Here is a 16,539-nt window from a genome sequence, read left to right on the forward strand (position 1 = left end):
CGCTCTCTTCTCATAAAAAGACCACCTACTTTCTTAATTTTAACAATACTTCTCTTTAAAGAAGTTGTCCAATTAAGTGTAGACGGTCCAAATCTACAACTTGGCTGAACTCTTAGATTAACTCCTAACTTAATCTACAACTTGGTCAATCTCTTAGATTAACTGCTGACTTAATCTACAACTTGGTCAATCTCTTAGATTAACTGCTGACTTAATCTACAACTTGGTCAATCTCTTAGATTAACTCCCGACTTAATCTACAACATGGTCGAACTCTTCGATTAACTTCCGACTTAATCTACAACTAGGCCGAACTCTTAGATTAACTTCCGACTTAATCTACAACTTATCTCATTTTTTCAAAAAACTTATTTATGTCCCACTTCCTCTTAGTTGTAGGGTATCTATATTCACACTAGTCGAAAAAAGTGTAAGTAAGGCTGTCCATATTCACACAAGTCGGAAGAAGTGTAAGCAAGGCCATCTATATTCACACAACGTATGAGAAGTGTAACTAAGGACACTTATATCCCAACTTCTTCCAATATATATTATTTACAGAAAATTTTAAGTTGACTGAATTATTCGAAAGATATAGAATTAAAGATATTTTTAATTCTAGAGAGAAGGTTTATCGTGTCTAATCAATCGTACAAACGGGATATGAAGCAACGTCATATCATGTTATTAAGTTTTGGTGGTGTAATTGGAACGGGTTTATTTTTAAGTTCTGGGTATACTTTGCAACAAGCTGGTCCTTTGGGGACTATGTTATCTTATGTAGTTGGTGCGATTTTGGTATATCTTGTGATGTTATGTCTAGGTCAATTAGCTATTGAACATCCTGTTACAGGAGGATTTCATGTATACGCTTCTAAATACATTCATCCTTCTATTGGCTATATCGTCGCTTGGTTTTATTGGTTAACTTGGACTGTGGCACTTGGATCTGAGTTTACTGCTGTTGGTATTTTAATGGGTAAGTGGCTGCCTGATGTACCTGTATACATATTTTCAAGTATTGCTATCATACTTGTACTTGCTTTTAACATAGTGTCGACTAAGTTTTATGCTGAAGTTGAATTTTATTTTTCTTTAGTAAAAGTGTTAGCTATTATTGTTTTCATTGGTTTAGGTGCACTAACTTTATTTGGGCTCATTCAATACGGTGGTTATAATGGGCTAGAAACGATTAAATCTAGATATACGAATCCTAGTTTCCCTAATGGATTAGGTGCAGTATTTTTAACGATGTTAGCTGTCAATTATGCATTTAGTGGTACTGAACTTATTGGAATTGCTGCTGGTGAAACTAAAAATCCTAAAGAAGTCATACCTAAAGCGATTAATGCAACTTTATGGAGACTTATTATTTTCTTTATAGGAACGATGGTTATTATTTCTATTTTAATTCCAAGTTATCAAGGTAAATCTTTAGAAAGTCCTTTTGTCGTTATTTTTCAAAATATGGGTATTCCATATGCCGGGGACATAATGAATTTGGTAATTATTACGGCATTATTATCTGCTGCTAATTCAGGGCTATATGCTGCAAGTAGAATGGTATGGAGTTTGTCTAATGAAGGTATGTTTCCAAATTATTTTAAAAAGCTAAATAAACATCAAATGCCAATACGCGCTACAATATTCAGTATGTGTGGAGGATTGTTAGCATTATTCTCAAGTATTTATGCAGCAGACTCATTATACATCGTGCTTGTATCAATTGCTGGATTGGCTGTTGTAATTGTATGGATGAGCATATGTTTATCTTATTTTAATGCTAAACGCTTAAATAAACATTTAAAAATACATCAAAGTGTACCGATAATTGGCTTTATCTTATGTTTGATTTCATGTGTAGGGATGGTTTTTGATCCTAACCAATCACCAGCATTATACTTTGGAATACCATTTGCAATAATTGCTATTATTTTTTACTTTGTAAAATATCATAAAAAGGATGGTCAGGATATTGAGACTTCTAGATAAATTAAATCAGAAAACAGCATTAGTGTTAGATGGAGGATTGGCGACAACATTAGAAGGATATGGATGTGATTTGAATTCTTCGTTATGGTCTAGTGAAGTACTTATAAATCAACCAGATAAAGTAATGCAAGCTCATCAAGCATTTACTGATGCAGGTGCTGATATCGTTTTGACGAGTACGTATCAAGCAAGTTTTGCTACATTTAAAGCAATTGGTAAAGAAACTTCAGAAATAGAACAATTATTTGAAATTGCAGTAAAAAATATTAAAGAAGCTGTAACAGATGATCAAGTTGTAGTCGGAAGTTTAGGTCCTTATGGTGCATATTTAAGTGATGGTTCTGAATATACAGGGCAATATGAAATTTCAGTTGATGAATACATACAATTTCACGAAGAACGTATTAACGCTTTAATTAATAGAGGCATATACGATTTCGTATTTGAAACAGTACCTAATTTTAATGAGATTAAAGCAATAGTTGAATATATCATTCCAAACTATAATGATCATAATACTTTCTGGATTTCATGTACAGTTGATAATGAAGGTAACTTATCAGATGGTACTGAATTTGAAAAAGTATGTCAGTATATCGTACAACACATTGGGCGCGTGCCCGTATTCGGTATTAATTGTTCAAGTATTAATAGTGTAGAGAAAGCAATTAATAAAGGATTGCTCGAATTGCCACAAGTAATCGCTTTATACCCAAATGGTGGTAAAACGTTCGATCCAATAGAAAAAGTTTGGATTGGTAAAGGAGAGAATGCGTTACTTGTTCAAAAAACAAAAGAATGGATCGCGCAAGGTGTTCAAATTATAGGAGGTTGTTGCGAAACAACACCCGAAGACATTAAACAAATACATGAAGCAATAGAAAGATGAGTATGTTTTTCTAACGATCAAGACTCGTAAAACAAGCTCGTTAGAACTCTTTAAACTTCTGTCATCTGACCTTTATTTCAATATATAATTCTTTATGAAAGCCCTTTACTTGATAAAATTGGAAATAGAATAGTAAAATGTTCTATAAGAGGTATTTGACCTCTTATTAGGTTTATATATTTAGGAGGTATGAAGGATGGTAGTAGAATTTCACAATGAACCTGCAACAGATTTTACAGATCAAGAGAATCAACAGGCTTTTAAGGATGCTTTAAAAAAAGTTAAAGCTGAATTTGGGAAAGAAATTCCTCTCGTTATTAATGGAGAGAAAATTTTTACAGATGACAAATATGAATCTGTAGATCCAGCTAATCATCAACAAGTACTAGGAACAATTTCTAAAGCTTCTAAAGAACAAGTAGATCAAGCTATGGAAGCGGCTAAAGAAGCTTATAAGACTTGGAGAAAATGGACTCCTAAAGAAAGAGCTGAATTATTAATTAGAGTTTCTGCTATTATTCGTAGAAGAAAACATGAACTATCTGCTTTAATGGTATATGAAGCAGGTAAGCCATGGAATGAAGCAGATGGAGATACAAATGAAGGAATAGATTTCATTGAATATTATGCACGTTCTATGATGGAATTAGCTCATGGTAAGCAAGTCTTTGATAGAGAAGGCGAGCATAATCAATATATTTATAAACCAATGGGACCTGGTGTTACGATTCCACCTTGGAACTTCCCATTTGCAATTATGACTGGTACAACAGTTGCGCCTATTATTGCAGGTAATACTGTATTGTTAAAACCAGCAGAAGATACACCTTTAATCGCGTACAAACTTATTGAAATTTTAGAAGAAGCGGGACTTCCAAAAGGTGTCGTTAACTTTGTACCGGGTGACCCTAAAGAAATAGGAGACTATTTAGTAGATCATAAAGATACACACTTTGTAACATTTACTGGTTCAAGAGCTACAGGTACACGTATCTTTGAAAGAGCTGCTAAAGTTCAAGAAGGACAGAACTTCTTGAAACGTGTCATTGCTGAAATGGGTGGTAAAGATGCGATTGTTGTCGATGAAAATATCGATACTGATTTAGCTGCTCAAGCAATTGTAGATTCAGCATTTGGCTTCTCTGGACAAAAGTGTTCAGCTTGTTCTAGAGCAATAGTGCATAAAGATGTCTATGATGAAGTTCTTGAGAAATCAATCAAATTAACAAAAGAACTTTCAATTAAACATACTGAAGGCGGTTCTGATGTTTATATGGGACCTGTTATTAACCAAAAACAATTCGACAAAATTAAAAATTATATCGAAATTGGTAGTAAAGAAGGTAAGCTTGAAGTCGGAGGTAAAACGGACGATAGCAAAGGATTCTTTGTTCATCCAACTATCATTTCTGATTTGAAATCTAGCGACCAAATTATGCAAGAGGAAATTTTTGGACCAGTTGTTGGCTTCACAAAATGTGACAACTTTGAAGAATTGTTAGAAGTTGCAAATGATACTGACTATGGTTTAACAGGTGCAGTTATTACAAATAATCGTGAGCATTGGAGACAAGCATGTGAAGATTATGATGTTGGTAACTTATACTTGAATAGAGGTTGTACTTCAGCAGTAGTTGGGTATCACCCATTTGGTGGTTTCAAAATGTCCGGAACAGACGCTAAGACAGGTAGCCCGGATTATATGCTTAACTTCTTAGAGCAAAAAATTCTATCTGAACAATTTTAATCTATAAATAAAATATTAAACAACAAAGAGCAGTCAGATACTGTTATTACAATGTTTGAGGCTGAGACAATTAATTTGTCCAGTCTCTTTTTGTATACGTAAATAATTTAAATCTATTAATTCAATTATTTTCATGTAGTATTGTAATTATAAAAGATAATCACGGCGGTGAAAAAATTGGAAAATAATATTAAGAAATATAAATTTAAAGATATATGGTTGATTTTATTTGGCATGATATTTGTAGCATCTACATTAAGAGCACCATTAACCTCAGTTGGACCAGTAATAGAATTGATTAAATCAGATTTAGAAATAAGTAATAGTCTAGCAGGATTTTTAACAACAATTCCATTAATATTGTTTGGGTTCGTTTCGCCAATGGTATCTAAAATCGTTACGAAATTAACGATGCCTAGTACCATTCTTTATGCGTTAGTGATACTTTTAATAGGTTTGTTATTGCGTGTCTCAGGAGATATAGGATTATTTATAATAGGAACAATTCTGTTAGGTGTAGCTATCGCATTTGGAAATGTTTGCTTACCAAGTTACGTAAAATGGAGGTTCCCATTACAAATAGGATTATTTACTGGCGTATATAGTGCAACAATGAATTTCACAGCTGGGTTAGGTGGGGGATTAAGTTATCCACTATCTGAAATAACACCATTAGGATTCCGATTATCACTATCATTCTGGGTTGTTTTAACTATATTAGCCATTATATTTTGGATACCACAAGTTAAAAGTGGAAAACAACAAGAAGTACAAGCAACTAAAGAAATGCAAAATAAAGTTCAAGGACCGAAAGTCAGAATGTCTACATCTAAATTAGCTTGGGTTGTAGCATTAACAATGGCAATGCAATCAATGGTATTTTATACAGTTATAGCATGGATGCCAACCATTCTAATAGACAAAGGATTGTCACCAACAGCAGCAGGCTATTTATTAATGTTAAATCAATTTTCACAAGTACCAATGACGTTTATATTCCCAATAATCGCATCAAAAATGCAAAACCAAAAATTACTCGTTACGATAGTAAGTATGTTGTTTATACTAGGATTTAGTTTATTATTTAGTCAATCATACATAGTATTAATCGTTGGAATTATAATAGCAGGATTTGGAATGGGAGCAGGATTTAGCTTATGCATGACCTTCTTTTCAATTCGAGCAAGAACAAACGCAGGCAGTATGTCCTTATCAGGATTTGGACAATCAGTCGGTTACTTTATCGCAGCAATAGGACCATTCTTAATAGGATTTTTACATGATTTATTAGGAGGATGGGATATCGGTATCATTTCATTAATTATAATATCAGTCTTATTCTATATCTTCGCATTACAAGCAGCTAATGATCAGTATGTAGAGGATTAGATGGAAGTAGTTTAAGGTCACTCAATAGAGGTGACCTTTTTTATTTTTTAAAATGTAAGATGGAAGTACAAGTCTTAGGGACATAATTCCGAAAAATGTCCGTAAGAAGGGTGCTAAGGGACAAAATTCTGAGAAATGTCCGTAAGAAGTAGTATCTAAGGAGCACAATTCAGAATTCTGCCAGTTAGCGCAATCTAAGGAGCACAATTCAGAATTATGCCAGTTAGCGCAATCTAAGGAGCAAAATTCGGAATTCTGCCAGTAAGAACAGTCTAAGGAGCACAATCCAGAATTCTGCCAGTTAGCCCTCACTGGAACTAATATAAATCCAACTCTCTATAACAATTTCTTTAACTGTCACTCAACATTTCTTCTGCGATTAGTTGATAGGATCTTTTTTTATCTTCAAAGTTATATATATTTGTAATGATCATAAATTCATTTGTTTGATAGAATTCTGCTAGTTTGTGTAGCTCTGTTTTGACTGTTGTTGGTGAACCGACTATACATCTTTTTCTATTTTCTTCTATTTGTTCTAATTCTTCTTTTGTGTATTCTTCAATATTTATTTCTTCTCGTGGTTGTACTTTTGTGCCTAATCCTTTTCCTACGTTTAATAACCATTTGTCTTGTGTGATTGCGAGTTCTTCTGCTTTTTCGTCGGTTTCTGCACAGACTACAAATATACAAATGATTGTTGTCGGTTCTTTATGATTTACTGATGGTACGAAATCTTTATTATAGCGTTTCATAGCTATTTTACCGTATTTAGGATTGATGAAATGTCCGAATACAAATCCAATACCTAGTTGTGCTGCATTTTTCGCTCCATTTTCAGTAAGTCCTAATAACCACATTGCTGGTGGGTTATCTATTCGTGGTCCTGCTTTTACGAGTCTATATTCGTGATTTCTAGATAGTGTGTTGTGCAAGAATCCTTGTAAATCTGATACTTGTCTATAAAAGTCTTCTTTAGGTTTAATATGATTATCTGTTAATGCTTTTTGAGTGATAGGAGAACCACCGGGTGAATTGCCAAACCCTAAGTCGATACGATTAGGGTACAAAGCTGATAATGTTTTAGCATTTTCTGCGATTTTATATGGGCTATATTGTGGCAGTAATATACCACCAGATCCGATTCGAATTTTATGAGTAGAAGCGGCGATTTGTGTCATTAAGATCTCAGGAGAAGAACTTGCTAAACCGCTTGTATTATGATGTTCTGCTACCCAATATCGATAGTATCCAAGCGATTCAGTCCATTTAGCTAATTTAATTGTATTTTGTAGCGTTTCTTCAGGATTACTGCCTTTGGATATTGGCGCTTGATCTAATACACTTATTTTTAACATGATGCTCCTCCTTAAAATTTATATCTCATATTTATTATAAGTATATCTTATCTTTCAAAATATAATGATATTTTGCTTGGGACTTATTTTTTGAATCTTGTGAATAAATTAATAATGAACTTAATTATATATTGGAAAGACGCTGTTTACAGTAAAAGTATTCAGTGTCTTTTTGTTATTGTGTAAAGCGCTTACATTTTTTCCGTTTTTAATTAGAATATAAAAATACTAACAATTGTTAAAGGATAAATTTACAATATTAACTAAGGGAGATGTTAAAAATGTTAAAAAGTCGGCCGATGAATATTTTGAATATTTTTCTTAATAGTAAAGAAAGCGTTTCTGCAAAAGAACTTAGTATCATGTTCAACAAAACGGAACGAACTATTAGAAATGATTTAAAGGATATAAATGAGTTTCTAATAACAAATCAATTTTTTGAAATTAATAACAACAGTGGTTTGTTTATATTAAATTTATCAAACTCAGAACGTACTAAATTAAAAGAAATTGTTTCAGGTGAAGTTGAAGAGCAAATTTACAATCCTGCGTATAGAAAAGAATACATTATAAGTCATGCTTTATCAGATGATTCCTATAAAAAAATTTATGAATTGTGTGAGGAATTGCAGATTTCTAAAAGTACTATGGATAAGGATATGAAACAAGTTCGTATGGACTTAAACAAATTTAATTTGAAGATCGTTTCTAATGTTTCTACAGGTTTATCTATTGAAGGAAACGAAAGAGATATACGAACATTCCTTTATGATTACTTAGTTAAAAAAATAACTGAAGATAAAGTTACAATTGACAATTTATTTGACAGTTATAGTCCTTTGATTCATTACATTGACTCAAAAAATATAGAAAATATTAAAGATACTTATACTAAAATTATTTCCATTGAACAAAATGATATTAAACTATCAGCGATCATATTAACAGCTATTTGGATATCTCGTATTAGTCATAACCATATATTAGCAACAGAAAAAGATGACAAGAGAAAACAATTAAGCATAATAAATATTTTTATTGATGAAGTTATAAATTGGAAAGCACTAGATGTTAGTTTAGGTGAATTTAATTATATTAATAATAGACTTGATGTTTTAATTGGAGGAAAGAAACAAGTTACAGATGATAAACACGAAGCACTGTCTCAACTAATTAGTCTTAAATTAATTGAGTATGTAGAGCATGAATTGTCTATTGATTTTACAGGCTATCAAAGTTATTTATTTGAAGGACTAAATAAACATATCTCGGGATTGATTAGCCGTTTGCAACAAGGTATTCAAATATATAATCCTTTGAAAGAAAATATTAAAAATAGCCACAATAAGTTTTTTAATACAATAAAAAAATATTCAATGAATCGTTTAAATAGATATATAGAACTGGATTTTACAGAAGATGAAATAGCATTTATAACTGTTTATTTTTCTACTGCATACTTTAAATACGTTCAACAAAATAAACACTATTTTAATGCTGTAATTGTTTGTAGTTTTGGTATTGCTACGAGCAACTTATTGGCTGAAATTTTAAAGTCACATTTTAATGTGAATATAATAAAAATTCTTGCATCAAATGAAGAAGATTTTATAAAAAATGATGATGTAGATATTGTGTTTACGACTATTGATGCAGATTTTGATAAACCTACTTGTTATGTTAATGCCATAGTTAACGAAACAGATATAAAGAAAATAGAAGCATTTTTAGAACAACACGCATACTTATCTAGAAATAATGAAAAGTTTAAGCGTAATGAAGTTTCATTATTTAAAGACTTATCTATTTGGTTAGAAGATAAGGGCATGAAATTAAATGAGCAGGATTATAAAGATATTAAAAACTTATTTGAAATAAATAATTTTAATTTCAATGATAAAGAGGTGCAGCCTATGTTAAATGAAGTATTGGAAAATCATCATGTTCTTTTAGATGAAACGTGCTCTGATTGGAAGAATGCGATTAAGATGGTTTCCAAACCATTACTTGATGACGGAATTATCACATCTCAATATCAAGATGCAATGATTAATTCAGTTGAAGAATACGGTCCATATATTGTAATTGGTAAGCATATAGCGTTAGCACATGCTAGACCAGAAGAAGGTGCTAACGCATTAGGTGTTAGTATTGCAACACTAAATCCTAATATAGAGTTTGGAAATGAAATAAATGATCCGGTTAAAATTATATTTTGTTTATCAGCAACTGATTCATTTTCACATTTAAATATTATGAAAAGTATCGTATCACTTGTGAGAAATGAAGAAAAAGTAGACAAATTACTGAGTTTTAAGGATAAAGATGAATTTATAAATTATTTATTAGAGGAGGAATTAGCATGAGTAAACTAAATATACTTTTTGTTTGTGGAGCAGGATTAGGAAGTAGTTTTGCATGTCAAATGGCAGCTGAAGATGTATTAAACAAGTTAGGTGTAGATGCAAATCTAGATCACGATACAATTTCATCTGCTGTATCAAGAAATGCTGAAATCATAATAACGGGAGAAAATTTTAAGTCGCAGTTTAATAATTTTTCAATAGATGAAGATGTAACTTCAATTGTTTATTTAAAGAATATTGTATCTACAGATGAAATAGAAGAAAAGCTTTCACCAGTTCTTAAAGAAAAAGGGATCATTTAATAAGGAAGTGATGCTATGCAAATTATAAACTTTATTATACAAAATATTTTGACACAAGCAGCAATAATTGTGGCTTTAATTGCAATGTTAGGTTTAATATTACAGAAAAAATCAACTGGGCAAATTATATCAGGATCGTTTAAAACATTGTTAGGTTTTCAAGTATTAACTGCAGGTTCGGCTATTATTGTTGGAAGTTTAACATATTTCGGCAAGATATTTTCTGAAGGATTCCAAATGGAAGGTATTGTACCTTCCATTGAAGCAATAAATGGACAAGCAATGGGAGATTTAGGATTAGGTCGAGAAATAGCATTTACATTTTTAGCTATTTTTATATTTAATATTTTAATAACACGTTTCACACCATGGAAATATATATTTTTAACTGGTCAAGCTTTATTATGGATGGCTACTATGACTACGATTGGTGGATACTTTGCAGGTTTAAGAGGATTTCCTCTAATTGTTGTAGGAGGATTGATTGGTGGTGTGTTTGCAACAATGATGCCTGCAATAGCTCAACCGTTTGTAAGGAAAATAGTAGGTGGTGACAACATTGCTTTAGGACATTTTTGTACTCTTGGTTACGTGTTTGAAGCAGGTGTTGGGTATGTATTTGGTAAAAGAGGAGAAAATAGAAAATCAGTTGAAGATTTAAAATTACCAAAGAATTTTGAGTTTTTACAAGACACATATTTATCACTGATGGTCGTTATGGCACCTTTATTTTTAGTAACGGTATTATTTGCAGGCGAGGACTTTGCTTCAAAATTATCAGGTGATACACATTATGTGATGTATGCTTTCATGCAATCAATTCAGTTTGTAGTTGGAGTCTATGTATTACTAGCTGGTGTTAGATTACTTCTTGGAGAAATTGTACCAGCATTTAAAGGTATTGCAATGAAATTAGTTCCAGATGCAAAGCCTGCGTTAGATTGTCCTGTGCTTTTCCCATTTTCACCAAATGCTGTAATAATCGGTTTTATAACAACAACGATTGGTACAGTCATTGCGATGTTCTTCTTCCCAACTTTAGGGTTAGCCATGATAATACCTGGAATATTGACTAACTTTTTTGCAGGAGGCATTGCAGGTATATTTGGTAATTTAACTGGTGGATTAAGAGGCGCAATTATAGGTGGTATTGCACATGGTTTATTCATTACTTTACTACCAGCACTTTTAGTTACAGTGCTTAGCAATATGGGATTTGTTAACGCCACTGCAACAGATGTTGATACTGTAGCGGCAGCACTATTTTATGCATGGATTATTGGACCATTAATGAAAGCATTTTAAAGGGAGAGAAAAATATGTATATTAATTTAAAAGAAGCAACTGAAAAAGCAGAACGTTTAAATTGTACGATAGGTGCTTTCAATGCACATAATTTAGAAATGTTGCCAAGTATGATAGATGCAGCTAAAGAAGCAGGTAGCCCAATCATTATACAAACAAGTGTTGATACTGCAAAGTATATTGGATATAAGACATTGGTTACTGTAACTAAAAGTATAGCTAATTCAGAAATGGTTGATGTTGTGCTTCATTTGGACCATGCTAAAGATTTTAATGATATAAAAAATGCGATAGATGCAGGTTATTCGTCTGTTATGTTTGATGGTTCATCATTACCATTAAAAGAAAATATAATGAAGACAAAAGCCGTAGTAGATTATGCACATAAAAGAGGGACATCAGTTGAAGCTGAACTCGGAATAATCGGGGGTACTGAAGAAGGAATAACAATTGATGGTTCTGAAGTAAAATATACAGATCCTTATGATGCTAAATATTTTGCAGAAGCTACTAATGTAGATGCATTAGCTGTAGCAATAGGTACAAATCATGGACAATTTAAATCTAAAACAAATGTTAATATTCCATTGTTAGCTGAAATTAATGAGATTGTGGAAACACCTCTTGTAGTACACGGTGGTACAGGTGTTAAAGAAGAAGACGTGCCTGAATTAATAGATAATGGAATAAGAAAATTCAACGTAGGTACAGAATTGCTTGTAACTTGGACAGAAACAGCAAAAAAATATTTTGGTGAAACAAAAGTGAATAAATCATTAAGACATAATATTATCCCATGTAATGAAGCGGTGAAAAATATTGTTGCACATAAGATTAATTTATTCATGAATAAAGAACGCGTTAAAATATGATCGATAATCAAAAAAGATTTATAATTATATTGGCTGGTCCTCCAGGTACCGGAAAAACATATTTAGCTAATCAAATAATCGAACAGGATTCTAAATGGCATTTATTATCTTATGATGATATTAAAGAAATGTATTTCGATAAGTATGGTTTCAACAACATAATTGAAAAAAATAACCTTGGAAATGAAGCATGGGAATATTATTATAAAAAACTAGATAACTATTTAAAAAAATCAACAAAAATAATAATTGATTATCCATTTAGTTATAAGCAAGAGAACAAACTGAAAGAAATGATTAGTAAATATAATTATAAACCGATTACGTTAACATTATATGGTGATATGGAAATATTATTTCATAGACAAAAAGAAAGAGATTTAAAGGACTCCAGGCATATTGGACATATACTAACAAGTTATCATAAAGGAAATAAGCATCAACAACCAGATGACTTAGATGATTTTACAACATTTAAAGAACGCTGCGAAAATAGAAAATATGACGAATTTCATATAGGTGAGTATAAAAAAATAGACGTAACAAATTTTGAGAATATCGATGTTCAAGAAATAGTAAACTGGGTTTACAGTAAAATAAAATAATAAAACACCGCGAAGGAAGGAACATTCCTACTTCGTGGTGTTTTGGTGTTAATTGCTGTATTTTTCTACGGCTTGTTGAATAGGTGTCTTACCTTTTGTAAGCTCTAATATTTTATGGGAAGTGTTTGGTTGGTTAAGTAATTCTACAATTACATTTGCGACATCATCTCTTGGGATTTCATCGTAGCTGATTGCGTAACCAAGCGTTATTTGTCCATTTGCTTCATCGTTAGTAAGCGTGCCTGGACGAAGAATTGTCCAGTCTAATGCAGATTGTGCTAATTCTACATCGGCTTGTCTTTTCATTTTCATATAGAATTCGAAGCTTTCAGATATATTCATACCTCTACCAGCATCTGGAAATGCAGACACGAGTATAAAGCGTTTGATACCAGCTTGTTCAGCAGCTTCAATCATTTTTGTAACGCCGTCTCCATCAACTGCTTTTGTGAGTTCGACACCAGCACCACCAGCACCTGCAGTAAATATTAATGCATCAATACCTTGAAATTTAGAAGCGTATTCTGATAGGTCTGTTTTTATAATATCTGCTAGTTCCGTTTTCACGCCAAGTTGATTGAGTTCTGGAGCTTGTTCCTCTTTACGTATAAATCCAATAGGTTCATCACCGCGTTCAGCTAGCGTTTTTCCGAGATGTTTTCCAATATTTCCGTTCGCGCCAATAATTGCTACTTTCATATTTGAACTTCCTCTCTAATAGAAAATGTTTACTATTAAAGCGTATATAAGAAAAGGTTTATTTTCAATTAAATAGATTTATTGTTGAAATCTATTTCTTATTTCATTGATATTTATAAAAGTGTTTTGTCATCTTCTGAATTGACCTTACGTAAATGATCGATTGTGATTTCTTTGCAAGTACGTAATGTATTATTAATTGCTTCATAATCAATATTTTTCAATATAATAGAACGTTCATCTAAAGGATCTCTTACTTTTTTAAAGTAATTTAATTCTTCGAGCGTTTTAATTGCACCAGTTAGTTCAGAAGAAGATGGTTCAAACATTAGTTTTCGAAGCTTTCTAACGTATATTTCATCCTCATTCATTTGTTCTATATAATATAAAGTAAGAATGTCCATTCTTTTTAGTTGTGTTTTATCAAAGATGTTGTTGAAAATGTCTTTTTTTAATAGTTCGTAATGCATAATCTTTTCCATAATATCCTCCTGGTTATTTAATTTTTTCAAAATGTATATATCTTTGTTGTTAGCTTATTGATTAAAATAAAGTATTCCAAATTTTAAGCATTTGTTGAAGGTTTATTGGGAAAAATATATTTCTCCTAAATAATACCAAATTATTAACTAGTAAAGCAATATAATAAGTAAAAAATCATATGTATTTTATTAAAATAATAAATTGCAATAATAATTGTATAATACAAATAAATTTATAATTTGCTTGTGTATAACAGAAAAATCAAAAAAATGGAAAAAGAAATGGGGACATAAATAAGTTTTTTTGAAAAAATGAGATGAGTTGTAGATTAAGTATGGAGCTAAGCGAAGAGTTCGACCAAGTTGTAGATTAAGTCAGCAGTTAATCGAAGAGATTGACCAATTTGTAGATTAAGTATGGTGTTAATCTAAGAGTTCAACCAAGTTGTAGATTAAGTTTGGAGTTAATCTAAGAGTTCAACCAAGTTGTAGATTAATTAGATAGTTAATCTAAGACATCCTCAAAATCTACACCGAACAATGAAAGGCTGGGACAATTAATTTGTCCCAGCCACTTATATCGTCAAAGCTTATATTATTTTAAAAGATTACTATAAAAGTAGTTATCAGAGATGGCATCCATATTCACATAACATAAGAGAAGTGCAAGCAAGGATATCCATACTCACACAACGTAAGAGAAGTGCAACTAATGATCGTCTTAATCAAGGTTTCACGCTTTTCAATAACTTAACCGTTAAATTCTGCTGGGTTTGGTCCTATGCGTTTGTTTTCGTTAAGTGCATCTAATCTCTTGATTTGATCATCGTTTAAACTGAAGTTAAAGACTTCGAAGTTTTCTTCGATGCGTGATGGTGTTACTGATTTTGGTATTGTGATAACGTCATGGTCGATGTTCCAACGTATGATGACTTGTGCTGGTGATTTATTTATTTCTTTAGCAATACGATTTACTGTTTCGTCTTGTAGAATTTCTGCATTCATAAGTGGTGACCATGATTCCATTTTTATATTGTGTTTGCTTAAATAGTTTCTTAGTTCTGTTTGTGTTAAGTATGGGTGAAATTCTACTTGGTTCAATACTGGTTTAACATTAGCTTGATTGATTAGAATTTCTAAGTGATCGATATTGAAGTTACTTACGCCAATATTTTTAACTAATTGTAGATTATATAAGTTTTCCATACCTTCCCAAGTGTTCAATAGTAAATCTAAATCTGTACCTGGCCAATGCATTAAATATAAATCTAAATAATCTAGACCTAGTAAGTTTAATGATTTTTCATATGCTTTTTGTACATTGTCTTTTCCATAATCATCTATCCATATTTTAGATGTGATAAATAAATCTTCTCTTGTAATATTAGCTGCTTTTATACCTTCAGCAATACCTTCGCCGACTTTTACTTCATTTCCATATATAAATGCTGCGTCGATACTTCTATATCCAGATTGAATAGCGTGTTTGACTGCATCTTTAGCTACGTCGTTATTTTCTACTCTAAAAACACCTAAACCTACGCTTGGCATACTATTTCCATTATGAAACTTTGTGTAATTCATATTCAAAACTCCTTTTTATTAATGTATAGATTAGTATAATGCTATATAGAGTGAAAGGTAAGTACGCACTATTTTGTTCTATAGGCACTAAAAAGTAATATTAAGATTTAATAGTTGACGGATTATAAAATCATTGTATGATAATAACGAGTATATAAATATAAATATGGAGATGAATACGATGATTAGAACTATGATGAACGGGAAGATTCATCGTGCTAGAGTAACTGAAGCCAATTTAAATTATGTAGGTAGCATTACGATAGATGCAGATATTTTAGATGCAGTAGATATTTTGCCAAATGAGAAAGTAGCTATAGTTAATAACAATAATGGTGCGCGCCTTGAAACTTATGTTATTGAAGGTGAACGTGGCAGTGGCAAAATTTGCTTAAATGGTGCTGCAGCAAGATTAGTTCAAGTAGATGATATTGTTATTATTATGAATTATGTTCAAGTTACTGATGAAGAAGCAAAAACGCATGCACCAAAAGTAGCTGTTATGAACGAGAAGAACGAGATTATTGAAATGATACATGAAAAAGAAAATCAAATTGTTCTTTAAAGGAGACTTGTTATGCATATACTAGCAACTATTTTTGTAGTTATTGTTGCAATTGAACATTTGTATATTATGTATTTAGAAACGATTGCGACAGATTCTAAAAAAACATCACAAACTTTCAATTTAAAGCAACAAGTATTAAAAGATAAAAATATTCAAGTCCTTCTGAAAAATCAAGGTATATATAATGGCTTGTTAGCTATAGCTTTGTTTTACGGGGCATTTTTATCATCAAACCCGAAAGAATTTGTAGCTTTATTGTTAATATTCATTATTGTAGCAGCAGTATATGGCAGTCTTACAAGTTCGAAATCCATTATATTAAAGCAAGGTGGACCTGCAATAATCGCCTTAATTCTATTATTATTATAAAAAATTAGAATCCTA

15 protein-coding genes are annotated in these 16,539 nt (G+C 31.5%); 11 read left to right on the top strand and 4 right to left on the bottom strand.

What is annotated here, in order from left to right; all coding sequences use genetic code 11:
• Nucleotides 1–663: 663 nt before the first annotated feature.
• The 4 genes from LQ668_RS07455 to LQ668_RS07470 all read left to right on the top strand — a co-directional run bounded on the left by LQ668_RS07455 (nt 664) and on the right by LQ668_RS07470 (nt 6,017).
• Nucleotides 664–1,992 (top strand): amino acid permease, encoded by a 1,329-nt coding sequence (locus tag LQ668_RS07455; RefSeq protein ID WP_237687662.1) that lies wholly within the window; start codon nt 664–666, stop codon nt 1,990–1,992.
• Complete coding sequence (mmuM, locus tag LQ668_RS07460) at nt 1,976–2,881, top strand: homocysteine S-methyltransferase (RefSeq protein ID WP_107510140.1); 906 nt, start codon at nt 1,976–1,978, stop codon at nt 2,879–2,881. The genes LQ668_RS07455 and mmuM overlap by 17 nt, the downstream gene beginning before the upstream one ends.
• Nucleotides 2,882–3,077: 196 nt before the next feature.
• Complete coding sequence (gene pruA, locus LQ668_RS07465) at nt 3,078–4,628, top strand: L-glutamate gamma-semialdehyde dehydrogenase (protein ID WP_078358396.1); 1,551 nt, start codon at nt 3,078–3,080, stop codon at nt 4,626–4,628.
• Between the two features lie 177 nt (nt 4,629–4,805).
• Nucleotides 4,806–6,017 (top strand): CynX/NimT family MFS transporter, encoded by a 1,212-nt coding sequence (locus tag LQ668_RS07470; RefSeq protein ID WP_174221862.1) that lies wholly within the window; start codon nt 4,806–4,808, stop codon nt 6,015–6,017.
• 350 nt (nt 6,018–6,367) lie between these two features.
• Here LQ668_RS07470 and LQ668_RS07475 read toward each other — a convergent pair whose 3' ends face one another.
• Nucleotides 6,368–7,372 (bottom strand): LLM class flavin-dependent oxidoreductase, encoded by a 1,005-nt coding sequence (locus LQ668_RS07475; protein ID WP_107510139.1) that lies wholly within the window; start codon nt 7,370–7,372, stop codon nt 6,368–6,370.
• Nucleotides 7,373–7,653: 281 nt separating this feature from the next.
• On the opposite strand from LQ668_RS07475, the gene LQ668_RS07480 reads away from it, so the two are divergent.
• The 5 genes from LQ668_RS07480 to LQ668_RS07500 are packed head-to-tail and all read left to right on the top strand — an operon-like array spanning nt 7,654 to nt 12,822.
• Complete coding sequence (locus LQ668_RS07480) at nt 7,654–9,738, top strand: BglG family transcription antiterminator (protein ID WP_160149110.1); 2,085 nt, start codon at nt 7,654–7,656, stop codon at nt 9,736–9,738.
• Nucleotides 9,735–10,040 (top strand): PTS sugar transporter subunit IIB, encoded by a 306-nt coding sequence (locus LQ668_RS07485; protein WP_078358058.1) that lies wholly within the window; start codon nt 9,735–9,737, stop codon nt 10,038–10,040. The genes LQ668_RS07480 and LQ668_RS07485 overlap by 4 nt, the downstream gene beginning before the upstream one ends.
• A 15-nt stretch (nt 10,041–10,055) precedes the next feature.
• Nucleotides 10,056–11,345, top strand: coding sequence for a PTS sugar transporter subunit IIC (locus LQ668_RS07490; RefSeq protein ID WP_239775956.1), 1,290 nt, complete (start codon nt 10,056–10,058; stop codon nt 11,343–11,345).
• Between the two features lie 14 nt (nt 11,346–11,359).
• Nucleotides 11,360–12,217: a class II fructose-bisphosphate aldolase gene (locus LQ668_RS07495; RefSeq protein WP_078358060.1), complete on the top strand. Its 858-nt coding sequence runs from the start codon at nt 11,360–11,362 to the stop codon at nt 12,215–12,217.
• Nucleotides 12,214–12,822, top strand: a complete 609-nt coding sequence (locus LQ668_RS07500; RefSeq protein ID WP_107509460.1) for an AAA family ATPase — start codon at nt 12,214–12,216, stop codon at nt 12,820–12,822. Before LQ668_RS07495 ends, LQ668_RS07500 begins: the two co-directional genes overlap by 4 nt.
• A 48-nt stretch (nt 12,823–12,870) precedes the next feature.
• Here the strand turns inward: LQ668_RS07500 and LQ668_RS07505 are convergent, their stop codons facing one another.
• From LQ668_RS07505 to LQ668_RS07515, 3 genes are all read right to left on the bottom strand, one after another.
• Nucleotides 12,871–13,521, bottom strand: coding sequence for an SDR family oxidoreductase (locus tag LQ668_RS07505; protein ID WP_107509459.1), 651 nt, complete (start codon nt 13,519–13,521; stop codon nt 12,871–12,873).
• Nucleotides 13,522–13,634: 113 nt separating this feature from the next.
• Nucleotides 13,635–14,003 carry a transcriptional regulator, SarA/Rot family gene (locus LQ668_RS07510; RefSeq protein WP_078358063.1) on the bottom strand — a complete coding sequence of 123 codons (369 nt, stop codon included), beginning with the start codon at nt 14,001–14,003 and terminating at the stop codon, nt 13,635–13,637.
• Nucleotides 14,004–14,753: 750 nt separating this feature from the next.
• Nucleotides 14,754–15,587: an aldo/keto reductase gene (locus tag LQ668_RS07515; protein ID WP_107509458.1), complete on the bottom strand. Its 834-nt coding sequence runs from the start codon at nt 15,585–15,587 to the stop codon at nt 14,754–14,756.
• A 181-nt stretch (nt 15,588–15,768) separates the two neighbouring features.
• Here LQ668_RS07515 and panD point away from each other — a divergent pair, with 181 nt between their 5' ends.
• Nucleotides 15,769–16,152 carry an aspartate 1-decarboxylase gene (panD, locus tag LQ668_RS07520; protein ID WP_078358065.1) on the top strand — a complete coding sequence of 128 codons (384 nt, stop codon included), beginning with the start codon at nt 15,769–15,771 and terminating at the stop codon, nt 16,150–16,152.
• 12 nt (nt 16,153–16,164) lie between these two features.
• Nucleotides 16,165–16,524 (top strand): DUF1304 domain-containing protein, encoded by a 360-nt coding sequence (locus LQ668_RS07525; RefSeq protein ID WP_107509457.1) that lies wholly within the window; start codon nt 16,165–16,167, stop codon nt 16,522–16,524.
• Nucleotides 16,525–16,539: the final 15 nt, after the last annotated feature.

The sequence above is a fragment of the Mammaliicoccus sp. K-M42 genome (genome assembly GCF_022386375.1).
In the GTDB taxonomy this organism is placed as follows: domain Bacteria; phylum Bacillota; class Bacilli; order Staphylococcales; family Staphylococcaceae; genus Mammaliicoccus; species Mammaliicoccus fleurettii.

What these genes read in the sequence shown, in the direction of transcription:
- LQ668_RS07455 (WP_237687662.1), top strand. Translation starts at nt 664, where the DNA reads ATGAAGCAACGTCATATCATGTTATTAAGTTTTGGTGGTGTAATTGGA.
- pruA (WP_078358396.1), top strand. Translation starts at nt 3,078, where the DNA reads ATGGTAGTAGAATTTCACAATGAACCTGCAACAGATTTTACAGATCAA.
- LQ668_RS07475 (WP_107510139.1), bottom strand. Translation starts at nt 7,372, where the DNA reads ATGTTAAAAATAAGTGTATTAGATCAAGCGCCAATATCCAAAGGCAGT.
- LQ668_RS07480 (WP_160149110.1), top strand. Translation starts at nt 7,654, where the DNA reads ATGTTAAAAAGTCGGCCGATGAATATTTTGAATATTTTTCTTAATAGT.
- LQ668_RS07485 (WP_078358058.1), top strand. Translation starts at nt 9,735, where the DNA reads ATGAGTAAACTAAATATACTTTTTGTTTGTGGAGCAGGATTAGGAAGT.
- LQ668_RS07490 (WP_239775956.1), top strand. Translation starts at nt 10,056, where the DNA reads ATGCAAATTATAAACTTTATTATACAAAATATTTTGACACAAGCAGCA.
- LQ668_RS07495 (WP_078358060.1), top strand. Translation starts at nt 11,360, where the DNA reads ATGTATATTAATTTAAAAGAAGCAACTGAAAAAGCAGAACGTTTAAAT.
- LQ668_RS07500 (WP_107509460.1), top strand. Translation starts at nt 12,214, where the DNA reads ATGATCGATAATCAAAAAAGATTTATAATTATATTGGCTGGTCCTCCA.
- LQ668_RS07505 (WP_107509459.1), bottom strand. Translation starts at nt 13,521, where the DNA reads ATGAAAGTAGCAATTATTGGCGCGAACGGAAATATTGGAAAACATCTC.
- LQ668_RS07510 (WP_078358063.1), bottom strand. Translation starts at nt 14,003, where the DNA reads ATGGAAAAGATTATGCATTACGAACTATTAAAAAAAGACATTTTCAAC.
- LQ668_RS07515 (WP_107509458.1), bottom strand. Translation starts at nt 15,587, where the DNA reads ATGAATTACACAAAGTTTCATAATGGAAATAGTATGCCAAGCGTAGGT.
- panD (WP_078358065.1), top strand. Translation starts at nt 15,769, where the DNA reads ATGATTAGAACTATGATGAACGGGAAGATTCATCGTGCTAGAGTAACT.
- LQ668_RS07525 (WP_107509457.1), top strand. Translation starts at nt 16,165, where the DNA reads ATGCATATACTAGCAACTATTTTTGTAGTTATTGTTGCAATTGAACAT.